Below are 18600 nucleotides of genomic sequence, written 5' to 3' on the forward strand. Positions count from 1 at the left end.
CTTAACCTAGTATTCGAAGGCCCTTTCGAGCCCTCGAAGGTTGATTCCGTGAACCAAACCGACACTAAATTTCAACAGTTTGAAAATTAGTAAGTTTGAGTCGCTTTAAAGCTTTCAATACCAGCTTTGAATGCTGCTTCGATGTCTTTGTTCCAATCACCAGTTTCATCGATCTGTTGCATTAACGCAGCATGTTCAGAACGGAAGTAAGAAATTAATGCAGCATCAAAGTCTACAATTTTCTTCACTTCTACGTCAGCCATGTAGCCTTCGTTAGATGCATATACAGACACAGCTTGGTCAGCAATTGAATATGGAGCATATTGTTTTTGCTTCATTAATTCAGTTACACGTTGACCATGCTCAAGTTGCTTACGAGTTGCTTCATCAAGGTCAGAAGCGAACTGAGCAAACGCAGCCAATTCACGATATTGTGCTAAAGCAGTACGGATACCACCAGACAATTTTTTGATGATCTTAGTTTGAGCAGAACCACCAACACGAGATACAGAGATACCCGCGTTCACAGCAGGACGAATACCTGCGTTGAATAATGATGTTTCTAAGAAGATCTGACCATCAGTAATCGAAATTACGTTCGTTGGTACGAATGCAGATACGTCACCCGCTTGAGTTTCAATAATCGGTAATGCAGTTAATGAACCAGTTTGGCCTTTAACTTCACCGTTAGTGAATTTCTCAACATAGTCAGCAGATACACGAGAAGCACGTTCAAGTAGACGACTATGAAGATAGAATACGTCACCTGGATACGCTTCACGACCTGGTGGACGGCGTAAAAGCAATGAAATTTGACGATACGCAACTGCTTGTTTAGATAAGTCATCATAAATGATTAACGCATCTTCACCGCGGTCACGGAAGTATTCGCCCATTGTACAGCCAGAGTACGGAGCAAGGAAAAGCATTGCTGCTGGATCCGCTGCCGCTGCTGCTACAACAGTCGTATACGCCATAGCGCCAGTTTCTTCTAACTTACGTACAACGTTTGCGATAGTTGATTGTTTTTGACCAACTGCAACGTAAATACATTTAATGCCAGAATTCTTCTGTGCGATGATCGCATCGATCGCCATTGCTGTTTTACCAGTTTGACGGTCACCGATGATTAATTCACGTTGGCCACGACCAACTGGAATCATTGTATCAACTGATTTATAACCAGTTTGTACAGGCTCATCTACCGATTGACGCCAAATTACGCCTGGTGCAACTTTTTCAACTGCATCAGATAATTTTGCATCAATTGGGCCTTTACCATCAATTGGGTTACCCAAAGCATCTACTACACGGCCTAAAAGTTCTGGACCAACCGGAACTTCTAATACACGACCTGTGCAACGAGCTTTTTGACCTTCTTGAAGGCTTAAGTAGTTACCTAAAACAACGACGCCCACTGAATCCTGTTCTAGGTTCAGTGCCATACCGTATAAGCCGCCGTCGAATTCGATCATTTCACCGTACATTGCATCAGCAAGGCCGTGAATACGCACAATACCGTCGGAAACCATAACAATGGTTCCTTCGTTCTTAGCGGTCGCGCTGGTGTCCAGATCGCCGATACGCTGTTTAATGAGCGCACTGATCTCGGATGGATTCAGTTGTTGCATTGCGCTATACCTCAATCTTTATTAAGTTCAGTCTTCTTTTTACGCAATTATGCAAGAAGACGAGTCCGCATTTTTTCAAGCTTATTAAGCGCAGAATCATCTATCACTTGGTCGCCTGCACGAATAACAACACCCGCGATTAACACTGGGTTAACTTCTACTGAAACATTTACAGCTGCGTTGAAACGTTTCTCTAACGCAGATGCAAGTAATTGCTCTTGTTCAGCAGAAAGTGGTAATGCAGATTCAATCACGACATCTACCACATTGTTATTTTGTGATTTAAGAAGTTCGTACTCTGCTTCAATCTCAGGTAACAAAGTTAAACGATCATTTTCAGCCAAAAGTGTCAAAAAGTTAGACACTTCAGCAGTTTGATCTGCACCTAAAACCTTAGCAAATAAACTTACTTGCTCCACAGGAGTAAGCTCAGGGCGACTCAAGTAAGCGGAAAATGCTTCATCTTGCACCGCAGCACTAAGCACTTGTAACACATTTGACCAATTGTCAGTTGCACCTTGCTCAGAAGCGAAAGCAAATGCTGCTTTAGCGTACGGGCGTGCTAACGTCAAGAGTTCAGCCATAATCGCCTCGCTTAAAGTTTAGCAGCCAGCTGAGTAAGCATGGCATTGTGAGCTGCTTCATCAACTTGTTGGTTCAGAATTTTCTCTGCACCAGCAACAGCAAGAGCTGCAACTTGTTGACGTAATTCTTCACGAGCAGCATTGATCTCTGTGTCAACAGCTTCTTTCGCTTGTTGACGAATACGCTCACCTTCAGCAGATGCTTGAGTACGAGCTTCTTCAACCAATTGAGCCGCACGACGGTTCGCTTGTTCGATCAATTGAGCCGCTTGTGCTTTCGCTGCATCTAATTCAGCTTTAACTTGAGCTTGCGCATCTGCAAGATCAGCTTTCGCCTTTTCAGCTGCATTTAAGCCATCAGCAATTTTACGCTGACGCTCACTAATCGCATTGATTAGTGGAGGCCAAACGAATTTCATACAGAATGCGACAAAGATCGCAAACGCAATCGCTTGACCAAACAGAGTATAGTTAATATTCATTGCTATTCCTCAAATAGTTGATTTCGGAATTTAGCTAATTAACCTACTAGGCCGATGAACGGATTTGCAAAGATAATGAACAAACCAATACCAACACCGATCATAGGCACAGCATCAAGAAGACCCGCGATTAAGAACATACGAGTTTGAAGTTGTGGAGCCAATTCTGGTTGACGAGCAACAGCTTCAAGGAAGCGACCACCTAAAAGACCAAAACCGATCGCAGTACCTAAAGCACCGAACGCGATTAAAAGAGCAGCTGCAACAGCAGATAAGCCAACTACTAAATCCATGAAAAAATCCTCAGAGGTTGAGTTTAAATCAAACAAAAAAACTTTAGCCCAACTACATAGTGTAGTCGAGCAAATATTAATTAATGCTTCTCGCTAGCCATACTCATATACACGATCGTTAACATCATGAAGATGAATGCTTGTAACGTGATAACAAGAATATGGAAAATTGCCCAAGGCACAGACAACGCCCATTGAATCCAGAACGGTAATAATGCGATCAAAATGAAGATCAATTCACCCGCATACATGTTACCGAACAAACGGAGAGCCAATGAAATTGGACGCGCGATAAAAGTTACTAATTCAAGAAGAATATTTACTGGAATTAATAATGCTTTTAAAAATGGGTTACTTGGATTGAATGGGTTAAGCGCAAATTCTGCACCGAAACCGACAAGACCTTTTTCACGGATACTATAGAAAATAGTTAACGCAAATACTGATAACGCCATACCAAGGGTTACGTTAGGGTCAGTAGATGGAACGATCTTGAAGTAAACATGATGCGGGTCGATACCGAATAGCCCACCAATTATGTGTTGAGCTGTATAAGGAATCCAGTCAACAGGGATAAGGTCCATCAAGTTCATGAGGAAAATCCACACGAAGATGGTAAGAGCTAGAGGCGCGATTAAACGTGATTTACCATGAAAGGTATCACGAACACTTGAGTCAACAAACTCAACGATCATTTCAATTGCAGCCTGGAACTTGGTTGGAACACCAGAGTTTGCAGCTTTCGCTACTAACCAGAACAACAAACAGAAAATGACGCCAAGGCCGATTGACCAACCCATAGAATCCAAGTGAATAGCAGTGAACCCCATCTCTTTCGCTTCTTCAGCAGTCTCAGCTAACTTCCACGTACCATCTGGTGCTTTACCATAGGTCATGTTCGTTAAGTGATGCTGAATATACTCAGACGAGGTAAGGGTATGTTCTTCAGCAGCCATAAATCACACCTGGTTAATGTCAAATACAAATTAGAGTTAACGAATATCGCGTGCTGCTTGATATCTCGTTAAACATCTAAAAAACTTTTCAATTTTTCGTTGCAATTCAACTCATTTTGATAGACGCGACGCCCAAAAAGGTGCGACCCACGACATGGTCTGAACGAGTATGAAACCACAAAACAATGCGACCGCTGACAACGGTTTCACATTGATTAAAATCAAAATGAAGCCAACAATCACAATTCCAAACTTACCGAGCAACCCCCGATACATATTCGATAGAACCTGTTTCGAAGCTCTTGCACCTGCAGCTCTGAACGACTGCCATGAAAAATAACAACTGGCTAGCCAACATACGAATGCACCTAATGCTGCACTCAAAGCCGCAGTCGAGTCTTTCAAGACCCACGCTATCAAGGCTGAAACAGGTATCATACATGCTTGCAAGATGACTAAAGCTTTCGCTAATCGTCGGTCAATCAAGCGACTAGTTCGGCTCATTTATTATCCACTCACAGCAATAATGCTTGACAAGTTTAGCTGATGATTATTTTTAATCGCAGGCATTATAGAGTTACACCCCTGAACATGCAATCTTTTCCCGACCTAAGTCTGGTATTTTTAGATCGTTTATTGCTGAGCACTTATACAATTATCGGCTGTTTTTACATCACTTTTGTGCTTTTTCTACACATGCACGTACTTGTATCGCTAGAGTCTGCCATGCTGTTATAAAATTCTGGTGTTTAGCAAAACTCTCATCAACTGCGAGAAAATTCACATGACCTAGAGACTTATATTGATTCTTATTAGCTACAGTTTCAGCCAAAAGACACATCTTTTGCTGTGGGCGATTGTCTTTTAAATATTTGATTTGAGCAATTGTAGGTGCCATATGTGGGTCTTCTGTCATCGCACCAGCGAATTTTAGCAACAGCGCACGCTCCAAGTATTGGTATGCATCATGTAATGACCAATACGGCTGAACACCATGATTGAGTTTTACACTTTGTGAGGTTTTCAGCATCTCATGTGCAAAAAGTTTAGCATTACTCCAATACTTGTCTTTAAACTCAGGTTGTTGTTGTGAGCGTAATGCCGCTATAAAAAAGCCAATGCGAACTGCATTATTTGGTTCTAACCATACATGAGTATCGACAGTTCCTTTTACTACGTCCCCTCGACTATTTCTAAGCGGCAATGTTTGCAATATTCCTGTATTCAATAAGGCAACTGCTTTAGAGTTTTTCGCCAAAATACTCTCTAATGGAGCTTCATGCGCTTTACCAAGCCAAATAACCAATCCTGCATCTTGAATTAATTTGCGGTGCGCAGGGGTCAGATGAACATCATGCCCTGTTTGATTTTCTAGCAACAATTTTGGTTCTTCAATACCTTGAGTGATTTCTTTTGCAATCAAATACACTGGGTGTGTCGAAACCACCAAGGGTGCTTGTGCCCAAGCCAAGGTTGTGAATAATGCTGTAAAGCATAGTGCTAGCAGACGCAACATGAAATTAATTACCACTCGAATTTTGACGTTATAATATAACAAACAGTTAAAAATGCCTATGCTGTTCGTAAGTTGCAAGGTCTCATGATACTATTTATGAGATATCCCCTTCCCTTTTCGAAGTCTTGAGGTCAGTCCATGAGCGCATGTTCACACGAACATCATGATACTTTACACGGTGTGCATGATCACCCGAATGTTGAAGCTCGTTTATTAGAAGCTGAAGCAAGCTGCGCTGCTTCAGGCGCTAAATTGACTCCGCTTCGCAAAGAAGTTTTAGAGTTAATTTTAACGGCCTCAGGGCCTATGGGCGCTTATGACTTGTTGGCGAAATTAAAAGGTAATGCTGAACGTCCAGCAGCACCTCCAACTGTTTACCGCACCCTCGATTTTTTGCTCGAAAAAGGTTTTATTCATCGTTTAACTTCAATCAATGCCTATATTCCATGTTGCCATCCTCGTGCTGGACATCAAGCCGCTTTTCTCATTTGCTCTAAATGCAATACAGTGAAAGAGGCTTCAGCTCTTGGTTTGATTCAACAACTTGATCAATTGGCTTCCTCTGATCATTTTCAGGCTCAGCATAGCATTATTGAGATTTCAGGATTATGTCAGCAGTGCTCTCAGTAAGTTCTGCATTGCCATTAATTGAACTGCAGCAAATTAATGTGCGAATTGATGAAAGAGACATTTTAAAGAATGTTGACTTTCAGATTCATGACAAAGAAATTATTACCCTCATTGGTCCCAATGGGGCGGGTAAATCTACGCTTATCAAAGTGATTCTCGGAATTGTGAAGGCCAATTCTGGTCAAATTAAACATCATAAAGCCTTAAAGCTTGCTTACGTCCCTCAAAAGTTCAACCCATCCCACAGCTTGCCACTTCGAGTGAAAGATTTACTTGATTTAGAAAAGTGTGATCTTGCGATTAAACAAGAAATTATTCGAGATACTGGGATCATAAAATTACAAGATTCGAAAGTCCAACAGCTGTCTGGTGGGGAACGCCAGCGTGTACTTTTAGCACGCGCTCTACTGCGTCAACCCAACTTATTGGTACTCGATGAACCGATGCAAGGTTTAGATATTCAATCTGAAGCTGAACTTTATGATTATGTTCGAAGTCTACCTGAGCGCTACGGTTGCTCGATCTTAATCGTCTCTCATGATTTGCAGTGGGTGATGCAAGGTACACAGCGTGTGGTATGCCTCAATAAACATATATGTTGTAGCGGTTTGCCTGAAAATATTCAACAAGACCCTGAGTATCAAGCTATTTTCGGCACTAATCGAGTGTTCTACCAACATCATCACGATCATTGTGCACATGGTGATACAGCAACGCCATGTCAACACGATCCTCGTCCCCATATTCATCCAGAACCGGAAGCTTAGATCATGATGGAATGGTTACAACTTCTATTACCCGCATGGATTATGGGAACATTATTAGTGTTTCTAACTGCACCGCTCGGTTGTCTTATGTTATGGCGCCGTATGTCATTCTTTGCAGACACAATGGCGCATGGAACTCTCATGGGTGTGGCGATTGCTGGCTTACTCACCCTCCCCTTATGGATGGGGGTTACGTTTACCGCGTTACTCTTGGTCGCAGTCCTTTGGGTATTGCATGATCCTCGCCTGCCCAACGATGCATTACTTGCGTTATGTTCAGCAACGCTGCTTTGCTCAGGACTATTGGTCATCCAACACCTCCCTGCGCTAAGACCTGAGTTGCTGAGTTATTTATTTGGCGATCTTTTAACAATATCTTGGTCCGACTTACCGACATTTGCAGTGGTGATTGTCATTGCACTCTCTGTGCTCTATAAAAGTTGGCAATCTCAAATTCAAATTGCGATTGATCCTGATATTGCGGTAAGTGAAGGTGTGAATGCGAAATGGCAGCGCCTTATTTTTATGCTGCTTCTTGCCTTATTTACAGTACTAGCGTTACGTGCAGTAGGTTCATTACTCATGGGTGCTTTATTGGTTATACCTGCATTAACCGCAAGACTTTTAGCACATTCACCTAAACACATGGTGCTATGGTCTTTTATTGTGGCTCAAGTTGGTGTGACTGTGGGCTTATGGTCGAGTGCAGGTTTAAATATTGCGACAGGTTTAAGCATTGTATTAACCATGGCAATCGTATTTGCTGTGATTTTTATCATTCAAAAATTTAAAAAATAGCCTGATTTATTTGGGCTATTCATTAATCTTGCTTCTTTGTAAAATATTTATGAAGACAGAGAAAGATATAACAAGAGAATAAAAAAACCACCATAACCAATACATTAATGAGGCCTTTTATCCATAACACATGCCAAAAGCCAAAAAAAGTCTCGGGCATAAACCAAGATTCGACAATATAGAAAGGCAACCATTCGAATAGTAAACCGATTGCAGCCGTCATAAATAAGACCACTTTGATCCACATCAAATAAACCATTTGTTTGAAAACAATCTTATATTGCGAAGTATCATCCACAATCATTTTTTTTATAAGGGTGGTGACCAAAACTAAAATCAATGTAAGTCCAAATGTGGCGCATCTGCCAACACCCGCGCCCCACATCACAAACTTGATCCATTCCCACACACTTTCATGCTGTAAATAAAAATACGCCCAAATATAGGGAGTTACAATTAAGCCGAACCCAACAGAATAGTCAAAATTAAGATTATAATTTTCAATAAAATAACCCTCAATCGTTATTTTATTTTGTCTTATTGATGCACTAAACTCAATAAAAAAGCCGCACCTGCAAATAAACCTGCAAAGGTACGATTCATCACTTTTTGCTGACGAGGTGATTTAAGTAAACGCAATACCTTCGCTGCAAGACCTGTATATCCAGCCATAACGATAAGATCGATAGCAATCATTGTACAAGCCATGATGAGGTATTGTGGCCATTGAGGCTTTGAAAGATCCAGAAACTGTGGCAATACTGCCAATAAGAATACAATTGCTTTTGGATTACTCATATTGACAAAGAAACCGCTGATTACTAGCTTCATCACTGACTTTTGCTTTAAATCAGTCTGAATTTCGATGGACTGCACTGGGGCTTTCCACTGTAAATATGCCAAATATAATAAATACCCAACCCCAAACCATTTGACGATCAAAAATGCCAAAGGTGTCGTAGCAAATAGTACGCCTGCTCCCGCAGCGACAACTCCAATTTGAACCAAAAGTGCAAGCTGCAGACCAATTGCATTCCAATAACCTCGTTTGAATCCATAATTCAAACCACTAGACATAGATGCAATAGCACCTGCACCAGGCGAAATACTAATAACCCAACATGCAAGCATGTAGGCAAACCACATTTGATAAGACATAACAATTTGGGAGATTTATTTTGATGAGATTATATGACAATTCGACTTTTTTAAGATTTAAAATTTAAATGTTTTTTTAAACGCCTGTCTGTTCAGCACTATGATGATCAGGCACAATGTGATCAGCAAAATTAGGATATTATAATTTCAGGAGCCATGAATGACTTCCCAATCCGTAATCTTACCATTACCCTCAGATCATGCTCGCTTTATCACTTTGCGTTTAAAAGATTTATCAATAGATCAACTAAAAGAAAAACTTGAAGATCTCTTTACGACTCGTGATCGCTTAATTACTCAACATCCTCATGCTCAAATTAAAACTGCGGTGGCTTTTGGACCAGAACTTTGGTCACAACTTTACCCTCACCAACCAGAAGGTTTTAAACAGCTTGAACCAATTCAAGGCTCTTTCACCATGCCTGTGGTCCCTGCTGATGTTTTAATCCATATCGCAGCACAGCGTACTGATATTTGCTTTGCCTTAAGCCAAGCTTTTTTTGAAGGAATTCAGGATTTGGTTGAGGTTTTAGATGAGCGCGTGTGCTTCCGAAATTTTGATGGTCGAGATTTAACTGGTTTTATTGATGGCACCGAAAACCCTCAATTTCCAGATGATCGTGCTGAAACAGCTTTACTAGGTGAAGATGCAGGAATTTTCACTGATGGCTCATTCGTTTTTGCTCAACGTTATCGTCATGATCTAGATAAATGGAAAAAACTTAAAGTTGATGCACAAGAGCAAGTGATTGGGCGCACCAAACTCGAAAGCATTGAGCTTGATGACGATGTTAAACCTGACAATGCACATGTGGCTCGAACCGTTGTTGAAGATGATGAAGGTGAGGAGCTTGAAATTCTTCGCCACTCTTTGCCATATGGGGATGGCCGCGGCGATCAAGGTTTATATTTTATCGCTTATACGAAAGATTTAACCCGTATTGATCGCATGCTGACACGTATGTTTGGAACTAGTGGCGATGGTATTCATGATCGTTTATTGCACTTTGTTGCGCCTTTAGATGGAGCTTATTATTTTGCCCCAAGTGAAGAGTTGCTAGAAAAGGTATTGGAAGATTAAACAATAGAAAGCCGACGAGAGTCGGCTTTTATAGGGGAGGTAGTAGTTACATACAAATATATGTTAACAATTCCCCTAACCACATCGCCCTCTATAAGTAGAGAAAAAAACCTTTGAATTAGACATGCAGTTTATTTTTTTAGGCTTTTTATTGTCCTTTCCATTTAATTCATTAACTAAATAATTATCTTGAATTACAACTGGTTCATTTTTAGAGTCGACTCTAAATGTTGTATATCTATGACCTAACATAGAGTTATCTGCACAAGTATTATACTCTAATGTAAAATTATTTTCACTGATTGCTATATTCTTAAACTCACTATATTGACAATTATTAAAACCATCATCAAATAAAATATTATTTTTCCATAATGTTTTATTATTAAGACCATCCCTAATAACAATTGATTTCAACGAATACTTTCCGCCTAAAACCTCAATATAGTCACCAACCCCATCTTTATTAACATCCATTTTTCTTTTTAAAAAAGCACCGCTATAAGATAAAACCCTATTTTCAACAAAATCATTCATTTGATCTAATTTAGAAACTTGACTATTCTCAACCCAACCTTTCCCAGAGTTTAAAAAAACTTTAAATTTATAGTTTGCTTTAGGTATATAATTGGAATCGGAATTATTTGTCTTAACTAAATTATCTTTTGGAATTAAAAAAATAATTTTTCCTTAACTGCTTTTATACTCTTGTAATTTAGATCTTTTTTTGATCAACACTTGGAATCAAAAAAACAAATGCATTCCCAAGCTTATTAGTCTTACCATTATATATACAGCCATAATCTGGCAAATAATAATAACCATCCAAATTTGTATATTCAGTATTCTCACCATAACAAGTCAATAGACTATCTAACTGAACATTATTTAAGTCTTTTTTATCAGCATTAGCAGTACAAGCTGCTAATACCATGATAGAAATAACTACTGTACTTTTTTTCATATTCTCTTTACACTTATATTGGGTCTAAAATATCCCACCCGTCCAGCATGAGATGCCAAAGCTTTACCCGAAATCGTATAAACAGCTGTTCTACTGCACCCCTTCTACACAACCACCATTTTCTGTATTGAATCTTTCTTCAGCACTACCAACAAAGCCTATAGCCGCTAAAATTGTTACAGTTTTATTTTCAGTATCGACTGTATAAATAATTTCCAGATGATCATACTAAAACAGCTTTATTAGTCAAAGATGCAGGAATTTTCACTGATGGCTCATTCGTTTTTGCTCAACGTTATCGTCATGATTTAGATAAATGGAAAAAACTTAAAGTTGATGCACAAGAGCAAGTGATTGGGCGCACCAAACTCGAAACCATTGAGCTTGATGACGATGTTAAACCTGACAATGCACATGTGGCTCGCACCGTGGTTGAAGATGATGAAGGTGAGGAGCTTGAAATTCTTCGCCACTCTTTGCCATATGGGGATGGCCGCGGCGATCAAGGTTTATATTTTATCGCTTATACGAAAGATTTAACCCGTATTGATCGCATGCTGACACGTATGTTTGGAACTAGTGGCGATGGTATTCATGATCGTTTATTGCACTTTGTTGCGCCTTTAGATGGAGCATACTACTTTGCTCCGATTGAAGAATTGTTAGAAGTTTAATCAATAAAGCCGACGAGAGTCGGCTTTATTAAGATTTAACTTTAAAAAAGTATTTCATTTTTAATTTCTAAAATTTAAAACTAGATTTGAAAATTTTGACTCAACTTCAAATCATTCCAAATTACAGGAAATGTGATCAAAGCTTTCAATTGAGATAGACTCAATTTTATTATTATTGATATTATATATAAAATATCCTTTACTTTCTTTCATAGGGATTTTATATAAAAATAGGTCTAGTGATTCATCCCCACTAAAAACTTTTTTTGGTTTGATATTATTATTTAATTTCGCAACATTAATTTCACCCTTACCAATACTTATATTATTAGCATCAACCGCTTTAACATCTCGAGTATGAATAGAGGTGACAATTTCATTATTATCAACATCAACACTAGTAAGAGTATTATTAACTAAAATATTTTTTCTGTTTTGACATTCTTTTAAGTCTGTAATATCACTATATTTTTGAATAATTATATCCCCCTTAAATCTACTCTTCAACGCGTCTAAATTATCTCCTATTTTAATACCGTTTAATTCATTTTCTTTACTCTTAATACTATGTAAGTCAGATGAATTACTTTGACTATTTGAACAACCACAACATAATAAAATAAAAAAAATATAATATAATTTTTTCATAAATTAAATATCCTCTAGATTTGGAGACAGCCCTTGTAAATGAAGGTGATTATTGTGCCTTGGTTTAGCTAAATGATTGCAATTTGGGAAAATATAATTACTTTTGACTCCAGCCTTAGAGTTTGTGAAATACTCACTTAGCATTTTTTTTGATTTACCCCAGCCAAATTTTATAAAGTTATTAATCAAATTTAAAGTTCTTTCATGGTCATAATTAGCATCTTGTAAAATAACCGATAAAGCCTTCTTATCAGTTCTTAAATATCTCAAATCTCCTGCTTCACCATTAATATGAGATTTACTTTCACCAGGATCACCATTGACTCTGCTAAAACCATTAAAGGAAATGTCATCATACCCGGATTTGCATAGTGCTCCTAAAAATGCTGCTAACTCTATACCACCTAAATAATATCGTTGCTGTCCAGAATTCATTAACATTTTATAACCGACTACACCTGAGCGATATTTCTGAAAATGTCTTACATCGATTAAATAAACATTCCCACTGCCTAAGACGCCCTTAGAAGACCATCTTTTTGCTACAACATATTTTGATTTACCTAAATTATGAGACTTACTTGTAGAATCATAATAAATATATTCTGCGAAACCTGTAGCTGATTTGTTCTCTCTTTTAATCTTCCCATCATGATAAATGTGATAACGCGTTGTATCACTTGTAGGTGGGGACTGATTACTAACTTTAGTTAAAGGCTTACCACCGTTTTCTGTATGCGTATTTTGTTGTATTGCTTTCGGTGTTTCCTGCTTTACTTCAGCTTGTTTAGTTTGAGTTGTTGTATTATTTGGTTGTGATCCTGAATTTGTTTGTTGATTATTCGGTTTAGTTTGAGTTGTAGTATTTTGTTTAGAAAGTTTTTCAAAACCTTCATTTATTCGAAATATTCGCGATGTATTACCATATATCGCCCTTACTTTAATAAAAGACTTACTACTAGTACCAAATCCATATACAAAGCCAACTAGCATTTTTACAGAAACTTCACCTAATGCATTAGTTTTTTTAGGAATCTCCCGCCCTCTATAAAATAATGTTATTGGCAAATTCGGCACCAATCTATTGTCTTTTTTTACAATTATTTTGAAAGCTTGAACTGGTAACTTAATTTTAACTGTCTGATTAGACAAAGTTTGTTCGACTTTAAAGTGATGTATTTTTTGATTTCCTACTTCACCTGAAACTGAAACTTCTATGTCTTGTCCAACTTCAGCAATAATAGCTTGCTTAATACCTTGATCATTCGCTGTATGTTTTTTCTTATTTGCTTTATATGTAAGAAAAAAATTCATATTAGAGATTGGTTTCCCTGTATCACCCTCTACAATTTGAATATTGAAACTAATATCTTTGTTATTTTCAGCAGCTCCTTCTTGCTTAGCTTCAGATTGATTTTTCTCATTTCTTACTTGTTGAGGTGTTTTATTTGGTTGAGGTTTAGGCTGAGGAGTACTATTTTGCTCTAAGGTTGCTGGAAATTTTGAAACTTCAAAATCCTTTAAAATTGCACGTTGTTTTTGGTCAGCTTTCTGAACAATAGGATTTGACTCTTTGCCATCAGCCACAATTTTAATTTCAGTTGATGGATGCCTAACAATGACAGGAAGATATCCATTTTCATCGCTTTTTATTTTAACTTTGGTCTCACCAGAAAAACTTTTTCCAGAATATGTTGAGACAATTGTAACTTCCTTATCTGGTAATACATTATCATTTTTATCCTTCAAATTTATATATATTTTCCGATTACAGCACTGCTCCAGATCAAAGCCACCAAAGTCTTGAATATATTTCTTAATATGTGTTCCATTACCATCCGTTTGTTTTTCACCAGAAAATTTTGAAAACCCTAAAAAAGCACCCAAACCTCCTATACCAACCAAATGCATCCCAGCAATTGCTCCAGACTCATTGACTTCAACGCCTTGAATCGTTCTACCAAAATGCTCATTTAAATTATTATTTCTTATTTGTTTACATAAATAACCAATCCATTCTTTGATAACCTCATACTGAACCTTAGGATTATTTAAAAAATCAGATTTGGAATTTATATTTCTTTTACCTGACCACTTACCCGACCAATTATTAGAGTCAAATTGACTCTTCCAACTATTGTGTAAAGCAGATCCTCTTCTTGCATCTTTAATATCATCATAGGAAATTCCTTTATCCCCTAAATAATACCCCAGCTCATACAGAGCAGACTCTCCCCATTGAAATAGGCCCAAATAACCTGCCTCGTTTACTTTTCTTGCACACCTTATATTGACTGGATTGCTTAATGGCAAAGACAAATCTGATGAAGATTCTTTAAAACTTACAGCTTGAATAAAACCCTCCAAATTTGTTTCAAACGTTCTAGTTGTCCCATCTTTAAAAGTTATTGTTTTTTTCATTCTTATTACTCTTTATACCAATCATTTGCTTTATATTTTTGCATACTTACAGATGTATTATTTTTTAAATAAGTATTGAGTATAAATTTCAAATTTGTGTCCGCCCCCTCTTGAGCACAACTCACCTCCACTGATTGATCTTTACTATTCACTTTTCTAAAATATGCAAAAGCATTTTTGTCATCGTAAATTAGCCAAATATTGTGCCCATATTCTTTGTACTCTGAATTGTAAATATTAAACTGTTTTTTATTGTATGATACTTTTTGACACTGCCCTGTTGACATCCATTGTGTATTAGTTGTTTTAAGATTTAAATTATTTACCACTTTGAAGCGATTCAAACTTTTTTTACTTTTACCAAAATCCCAGATATGATCACATTCAACTTCTTCTAATACCGTGATCTTTTTTATTGGTTGATTCCAATAATTCATACACTCTTTCGAACTTTCAGCATATAGTGTTGGGCTACTTAAGCACACGAACATAGTCATTATTTTTTTTAGTTTTTTCATAAATCCACCTTAAAGTCCAAAACTGTTGAAATCAGCTTCTAAATCACTTTCATCGTTAAATTCTTCATCATGATAGTCATGATCATCTTCATCATGCCCTCCACAACATGCTTCATCTGAACTATCACTTTTATCTTGAGTAAATTCTTCCTCAATTAGAAGCAACTTATCTGATTCATCCTCAGATTTACCCAATAGTACTATTTCAACATTATCAGGGTTCTCACTAAAGATTCTCTCTGTGCGAGCATTTTCATCAAGAAAACCTATATATTCTGTCTTTTTATCATGATTAACGACTTTATATTTATAGCCATTCTTTAAAAGTTCTTTTGAAATTAGTTCACTAAAATCAAATCTTCTACTAAATATCCCACTCTCAGGCATCTTAGGTAATTGCGCATTTACAGTTGCCCCACCCGTAAACAAATGTTGCCCTGCCTTACTCTCAAATTTTCCACCCGTCGTGCTAAATACTCCACTAGCATTAATCTTGAGTTGCGAGCCACCTGCGGTCAGTACAATTTCTTTAGGGCTGGTAATTTCAATTTTATCTTCGGTTGAAATAAGCTTAATCACCTTACGTGCAATTGCTTCAATCGCATCATCTTGCGCTTGTAATTCAACTTTACCTTTAGCTGCGAACGCTCGAAATCCTTTCTGTGCAGCAAACAAACTGATCTTGTCTTGAGCGTGCCCTACAATATTTTTTTGCGCACTTAAATTAATTGAACCCTGTGCACTCTCCGCAATATCTTGTGATGCTTGAAGAATAATGTCCTCAGGCGTTGTTAATGCAATCCCATTGGGTGAAGCCAAAAGCATGAGTGCCTGTCTAAATAAACGCCCTTGCTCTTGTTTTTTTTGATCAGAACTATTTTCTAATCCTTGAGTATATCCCTCCATAAAACCTGTCAGTGTGCTTAAGGCTTTTATTGGATTAATATCATCTTTTTTGTTTGCACCACCAAAACCAGTGCATAACACAAGCTGATCTTCCATATTCAAGTCAACGCTTGAAATTGCTTTACTCACATCTTGAAGTGCTTGAAATGGGTTATCTTTAATCCCATTTTTAATACTTTCAAATTTCCTCTTTATCGCTTCAGAACCATATTCTTGTACGTTATCAATAAATTCCTTGAGATTATCAACCGCTTCTTGAGCATGCTCAAAGTAACTATTAAACTCATCCACAATTCCAGCAGTATTACCACCTAAAGTACCAATATCCTTAATAAAACCACCACAATCTTTCAGTGCATTTAATGGATCCTTCGCTATTCCCTCTTTAAATAAATTCACTGTTGATTGCAAAGCTTGAGCACTACTTTTGATTTCTAATGATTGAATAAATTTAGGTAATCTACTAATTACATTTAATGCATCCGATTGTTGTTTTACTGCAATTTCACTGAGCACTTTCATACTCTGCTCACTCTGACTCAACAGAGATTGAGCCTGTGTAGCTTCAAGATGATCAGCAATTGCTTTTTCTTGTGCATAAGTCGTAATGAGCATTCCTTTCCCTGCACGAACAGCGCCATACGCATCAGTTCTCAGCTCAAATCCTTCTCCACGTCCATCACTTTTTTCCTTATCCTTAGGATGACTCAAATTACCCAGATTCAATTGAGTTGCCGCATGACTACTTTGCAACTGAGTACTAATTTGTCCTGTCGTATCATCAAATCGGAGTTGGTTAAATCCAGAACCACCAACTTCAGACGAACGAATCCCACTCAGTTTTTTGGTGTCCGGTAACTGCCCCTTAACATCAAACATGGTTTGATGACGTTCTGCTTCATGTAAACGCCCAACAACGAAAGGTCGATCAACATTTCCATCAAAGAAATCAATGACTACAATTTCACCTATACGTGGATGGAATCTTGATCCGTACCCCTCCCCAGCCCAAGAAGTTAAAACATCAACCCATGCAGAGTCTGTATCATTATCATTCGACCCTGCACCACCATCATGTTGATGATCATCATTACGTGTAAATACGAAGCGAACCTTAATACGTCCCCATTGATCCACATAGATCGTTTCACCTTCAGGACCAACCACTTTTGCCCGTTGAGGATAAGCAACTGGACGATGTTTCAATGGATCATATTCTGGAACAATAGGTATAGCTCGGCGCACTAAACTCAGTTCTGTAGATAAACGCTCATCTGTTTTTGTCTTTTTCCAACGACTCAAATCAATTAATGTTTCAATTTGATTATTTAAATCTTTAGGTAAATTATTTTGATTAAAAAAATGTTTTCCTAAAATAATAAATTGGCGATCTACCCCTTGATGTTGATCTATTTCTGGATGCCCCATAAATTCAAACCAATACCCAACATTGGCATCTCGAACGCTACTCACTGCAGTAAAGTATTTAGCCTGCAAATCTTGGTATTGATTGAGTTGTGTATTCAGTTTTTGCAGTTGTGAATTGTTTGATAGAGTGGCTTGATCTTCACCTTTTAAATCAGCAATCCAAGCAGGACTCACAGTCCATGCTTGTTCTAGACTTAAGGTTTCATTATCCAACTGGTCACTATGTTGATGAGCACTGAGTTGATAATCATCTTGATCTTGCGCAAGTATATCGCCCTGCCAACGTTGTACCTGAATTGCTGTAGATTGTATTGAGCGTTGAGCAATAAAGCTGGTAATCGTATCAAAACGTTCTGTTGCATGACTGCGATGGAATCTGAGCGTGCGTCGATCTAAAGGCTCGTACTGACTATTTTCATCTATTAGCCTTAATTTTTGTGATTGAATTTCTTTCGCTGAGAATGGCACAGTTTGATCTGTCTCATCAATCAACCAATTAATGCCTTCACTCCGCCATAAGCGTGTTAGAAAATCATAGTCTGATTCGTTGGCTTGCATCACAAATGGACGTATATCATATGATGCTTTTAAACCCGCCGTTGACAGACTCAAAGCGGTACTAAATAACACGCTTTTCGTCTGCCACTCTTTAAAAATAATCTCAGTGATATCAACCACGGATTTGTTCATAAATACGCGACTGTTACGGCGTTTGTGCCAAAGTGAAGTTGCATCTTCAACAGTCAACTTATATAAGGTCAACGCTCCATCACTTTGACCTTGGCTCACCCCTGTCACGATCCCAGTAGTCCGAGCTAATTTTCCAAGATCCGTAACTTGATCGACAGCCACTAAACAACCAATGAATTGCTTAAGTTGTAAATGCGCATTCGTCGATAAGCATAATACTTCAGCTTTTAAGCCTTGATTAATAAAGTGTTGACCCTGAATTCGTTGAATGAAAACCTGGCTATCTAATATTGGATTAGAAAATTTAATATGTAAGGCGCGCTTTTGCGGGCTAAGACCCAAGCCTTCTATAATTGAATTGATATTATTGAGCATAGAATGATTAAAGCTATTATTATGATTTTTGAAAATTGTAGCGTATTCCGCTCAATCTTGCTTTTAAATATTGTAATTAT

The 18600-nt window shown here is 37.8% G+C and carries 19 protein-coding genes and 1 pseudogene; 5 read left to right on the forward strand and 15 right to left on the reverse strand.

Annotation, left to right across the window (positions count from 1 at the left end; genetic code table 11):
• Positions 1-86 precede the first annotated feature (86 nt).
• The 7 genes from atpA to BMW42_RS11100 all read right to left on the reverse strand — a co-directional run bounded on the left by atpA (position 87) and on the right by BMW42_RS11100 (position 5462).
• Positions 87-1631, reverse strand: coding sequence for a F0F1 ATP synthase subunit alpha (gene atpA / locus BMW42_RS11070; RefSeq protein WP_035268197.1), 1545 nt, complete (start codon positions 1629-1631; stop codon positions 87-89).
• 47 nt (positions 1632-1678) lie between these two features.
• The gene (locus tag BMW42_RS11075) at positions 1679-2215 is read right to left on the reverse strand and encodes a F0F1 ATP synthase subunit delta (protein WP_092767886.1); all 537 of its coding nucleotides are present in this window, start codon (positions 2213-2215) and stop codon (positions 1679-1681) included.
• Positions 2216-2226: 11 nt separating this feature from the next.
• Positions 2227-2697, reverse strand: a complete 471-nt coding sequence (locus tag BMW42_RS11080; protein WP_035268191.1) for a F0F1 ATP synthase subunit B — start codon at positions 2695-2697, stop codon at positions 2227-2229.
• A gap of 38 nt (positions 2698-2735) precedes the next feature.
• Positions 2736-2990, reverse strand: coding sequence for a F0F1 ATP synthase subunit C (gene atpE / locus BMW42_RS11085; protein ID WP_035268188.1), 255 nt, complete (start codon positions 2988-2990; stop codon positions 2736-2738).
• Positions 2991-3070: 80 nt separating this feature from the next.
• Positions 3071-3946, reverse strand: a complete 876-nt coding sequence (gene atpB, locus BMW42_RS11090) for a F0F1 ATP synthase subunit A (protein ID WP_035268181.1) — start codon at positions 3944-3946, stop codon at positions 3071-3073.
• Positions 3947-4057: 111 nt separating this feature from the next.
• A complete protein-coding gene (locus BMW42_RS11095) occupies positions 4058-4450 on the reverse strand; it encodes an ATP synthase subunit I (RefSeq protein WP_035268179.1) in 393 nt (130 codons plus the stop codon).
• 169 nt (positions 4451-4619) lie between these two features.
• On the reverse strand, positions 4620-5462 hold the full coding sequence (locus tag BMW42_RS11100) for a metal ABC transporter solute-binding protein, Zn/Mn family (protein ID WP_092767888.1): 843 nt from the start codon (positions 5460-5462) through the stop codon (positions 4620-4622).
• Between the two features lie 138 nt (positions 5463-5600).
• Between BMW42_RS11100 and BMW42_RS11105 the strand changes: the two genes are divergently transcribed.
• The 3 genes from BMW42_RS11105 to znuB are packed head-to-tail and all read left to right on the forward strand — an operon-like array spanning position 5601 to position 7657.
• On the forward strand, positions 5601-6092 hold the full coding sequence (locus BMW42_RS11105) for a transcriptional repressor (protein WP_035268172.1): 492 nt from the start codon (positions 5601-5603) through the stop codon (positions 6090-6092).
• The gene (gene znuC / locus BMW42_RS11110; RefSeq protein ID WP_035268168.1) at positions 6071-6859 is read left to right on the forward strand and encodes a zinc ABC transporter ATP-binding protein ZnuC; all 789 of its coding nucleotides are present in this window, start codon (positions 6071-6073) and stop codon (positions 6857-6859) included. The genes BMW42_RS11105 and znuC overlap by 22 nt, the downstream gene beginning before the upstream one ends.
• Positions 6860-6862: 3 nt before the next feature.
• The gene (gene znuB, locus BMW42_RS11115) at positions 6863-7657 is read left to right on the forward strand and encodes a zinc ABC transporter permease subunit ZnuB (protein ID WP_092767890.1); all 795 of its coding nucleotides are present in this window, start codon (positions 6863-6865) and stop codon (positions 7655-7657) included.
• A gap of 22 nt (positions 7658-7679) precedes the next feature.
• Here the strand turns inward: znuB and BMW42_RS11120 are convergent, their stop codons facing one another.
• Together BMW42_RS11120 and BMW42_RS11125 are read right to left on the reverse strand one after the other, a co-directional pair.
• A complete protein-coding gene (locus BMW42_RS11120; protein WP_092767892.1) occupies positions 7680-8042 on the reverse strand; it encodes a hypothetical protein in 363 nt (120 codons plus the stop codon).
• A 152-nt stretch (positions 8043-8194) separates the two neighbouring features.
• On the reverse strand, positions 8195-8815 hold the full coding sequence (locus BMW42_RS11125; RefSeq protein WP_092767894.1) for a LysE family transporter: 621 nt from the start codon (positions 8813-8815) through the stop codon (positions 8195-8197).
• A 160-nt stretch (positions 8816-8975) separates the two neighbouring features.
• On the opposite strand from BMW42_RS11125, the gene BMW42_RS11130 reads away from it, so the two are divergent.
• Entirely contained in the window at positions 8976-9896 is a 921-nt protein-coding gene (locus tag BMW42_RS11130) for a Dyp-type peroxidase (protein WP_092767896.1), read from the forward strand.
• Between the two features lie 75 nt (positions 9897-9971).
• Here BMW42_RS11130 and BMW42_RS11135 read toward each other — a convergent pair whose 3' ends face one another.
• Complete coding sequence (locus BMW42_RS11135) at positions 9972-10433, reverse strand: hypothetical protein (RefSeq protein ID WP_228143125.1); 462 nt, start codon at positions 10431-10433, stop codon at positions 9972-9974.
• Between the two features lie 178 nt (positions 10434-10611).
• On the reverse strand, positions 10612-10860 hold the full coding sequence (locus BMW42_RS11140) for a hypothetical protein (RefSeq protein ID WP_092767898.1): 249 nt from the start codon (positions 10858-10860) through the stop codon (positions 10612-10614).
• 212 nt (positions 10861-11072) lie between these two features.
• On the opposite strand from BMW42_RS11140, the pseudogene BMW42_RS11145 reads away from it, so the two are divergent.
• Positions 11073-11534 (forward strand): annotated as a pseudogene (locus BMW42_RS11145) (Dyp-type peroxidase); the annotation flags it as partial.
• Positions 11535-11645: 111 nt separating this feature from the next.
• On the opposite strand, the gene BMW42_RS11150 reads toward BMW42_RS11145, so the two are convergent.
• Genes BMW42_RS11150 through BMW42_RS11165 form a run of 4 tightly spaced genes read right to left on the reverse strand, consistent with a single transcriptional unit; the run spans position 11646 to position 18520 of the window.
• Entirely contained in the window at positions 11646-12182 is a 537-nt protein-coding gene (locus tag BMW42_RS11150; RefSeq protein ID WP_092767900.1) for a hypothetical protein, read from the reverse strand.
• A 3-nt stretch (positions 12183-12185) separates the two neighbouring features.
• Positions 12186-14603 carry a hypothetical protein gene (locus tag BMW42_RS11155; protein ID WP_171260718.1) on the reverse strand — a complete coding sequence of 806 codons (2418 nt, stop codon included), beginning with the start codon at positions 14601-14603 and terminating at the stop codon, positions 12186-12188.
• Positions 14604-14608: 5 nt separating this feature from the next.
• Positions 14609-15121, reverse strand: a complete 513-nt coding sequence (locus BMW42_RS11160) for a hypothetical protein (protein ID WP_171260719.1) — start codon at positions 15119-15121, stop codon at positions 14609-14611.
• A 9-nt stretch (positions 15122-15130) separates the two neighbouring features.
• Complete coding sequence (locus BMW42_RS11165; RefSeq protein WP_092767902.1) at positions 15131-18520, reverse strand: type VI secretion system Vgr family protein; 3390 nt, start codon at positions 18518-18520, stop codon at positions 15131-15133.
• Between the last annotated feature and the right edge of the window lie 80 nt (positions 18521-18600).

It is taken from the genome of Acinetobacter sp. DSM 11652, from assembly GCF_900109815.1.
Taxonomy (GTDB): Bacteria; Pseudomonadota; Gammaproteobacteria; order Pseudomonadales; family Moraxellaceae; genus Acinetobacter.

Excerpts from the sequence above, each read along its gene's own strand:
- BMW42_RS11130 (WP_092767896.1), top strand. The coding sequence starts at position 8,976 with ATGACTTCCCAATCCGTAATCTTACCATTACCCTCAGATCATGCTCGC.
- znuB (WP_092767890.1), top strand. The coding sequence starts at position 6,863 with ATGATGGAATGGTTACAACTTCTATTACCCGCATGGATTATGGGAACA.
- atpA (WP_035268197.1), bottom strand. The coding sequence starts at position 1,631 with ATGCAACAACTGAATCCATCCGAGATCAGTGCGCTCATTAAACAGCGT.
- BMW42_RS11140 (WP_092767898.1), bottom strand. The coding sequence starts at position 10,860 with ATGAAAAAAAGTACAGTAGTTATTTCTATCATGGTATTAGCAGCTTGT.
- BMW42_RS11135 (WP_228143125.1), bottom strand. The coding sequence starts at position 10,433 with ATGAATGATTTTGTTGAAAATAGGGTTTTATCTTATAGCGGTGCTTTT.
- BMW42_RS11165 (WP_092767902.1), bottom strand. The coding sequence starts at position 18,520 with ATGCTCAATAATATCAATTCAATTATAGAAGGCTTGGGTCTTAGCCCG.
- BMW42_RS11105 (WP_035268172.1), top strand. The coding sequence starts at position 5,601 with ATGAGCGCATGTTCACACGAACATCATGATACTTTACACGGTGTGCAT.
- BMW42_RS11120 (WP_092767892.1), bottom strand. The coding sequence starts at position 8,042 with ATGTGGGGCGCGGGTGTTGGCAGATGCGCCACATTTGGACTTACATTG.
- BMW42_RS11125 (WP_092767894.1), bottom strand. The coding sequence starts at position 8,815 with ATGTCTTATCAAATGTGGTTTGCCTACATGCTTGCATGTTGGGTTATT.
- atpE (WP_035268188.1), bottom strand. The coding sequence starts at position 2,990 with ATGGATTTAGTAGTTGGCTTATCTGCTGTTGCAGCTGCTCTTTTAATC.
- BMW42_RS11160 (WP_171260719.1), bottom strand. The coding sequence starts at position 15,121 with ATGAAAAAACTAAAAAAAATAATGACTATGTTCGTGTGCTTAAGTAGC.
- znuC (WP_035268168.1), top strand. The coding sequence starts at position 6,071 with ATGTCAGCAGTGCTCTCAGTAAGTTCTGCATTGCCATTAATTGAACTG.
- BMW42_RS11075 (WP_092767886.1), bottom strand. The coding sequence starts at position 2,215 with ATGGCTGAACTCTTGACGTTAGCACGCCCGTACGCTAAAGCAGCATTT.
- BMW42_RS11100 (WP_092767888.1), bottom strand. The coding sequence starts at position 5,462 with ATGTTGCGTCTGCTAGCACTATGCTTTACAGCATTATTCACAACCTTG.
- BMW42_RS11155 (WP_171260718.1), bottom strand. The coding sequence starts at position 14,603 with ATGAAAAAAACAATAACTTTTAAAGATGGGACAACTAGAACGTTTGAA.
- BMW42_RS11150 (WP_092767900.1), bottom strand. The coding sequence starts at position 12,182 with ATGAAAAAATTATATTATATTTTTTTTATTTTATTATGTTGTGGTTGT.
- BMW42_RS11080 (WP_035268191.1), bottom strand. The coding sequence starts at position 2,697 with ATGAATATTAACTATACTCTGTTTGGTCAAGCGATTGCGTTTGCGATC.
- atpB (WP_035268181.1), bottom strand. The coding sequence starts at position 3,946 with ATGGCTGCTGAAGAACATACCCTTACCTCGTCTGAGTATATTCAGCAT.
- BMW42_RS11095 (WP_035268179.1), bottom strand. The coding sequence starts at position 4,450 with ATGAGCCGAACTAGTCGCTTGATTGACCGACGATTAGCGAAAGCTTTA.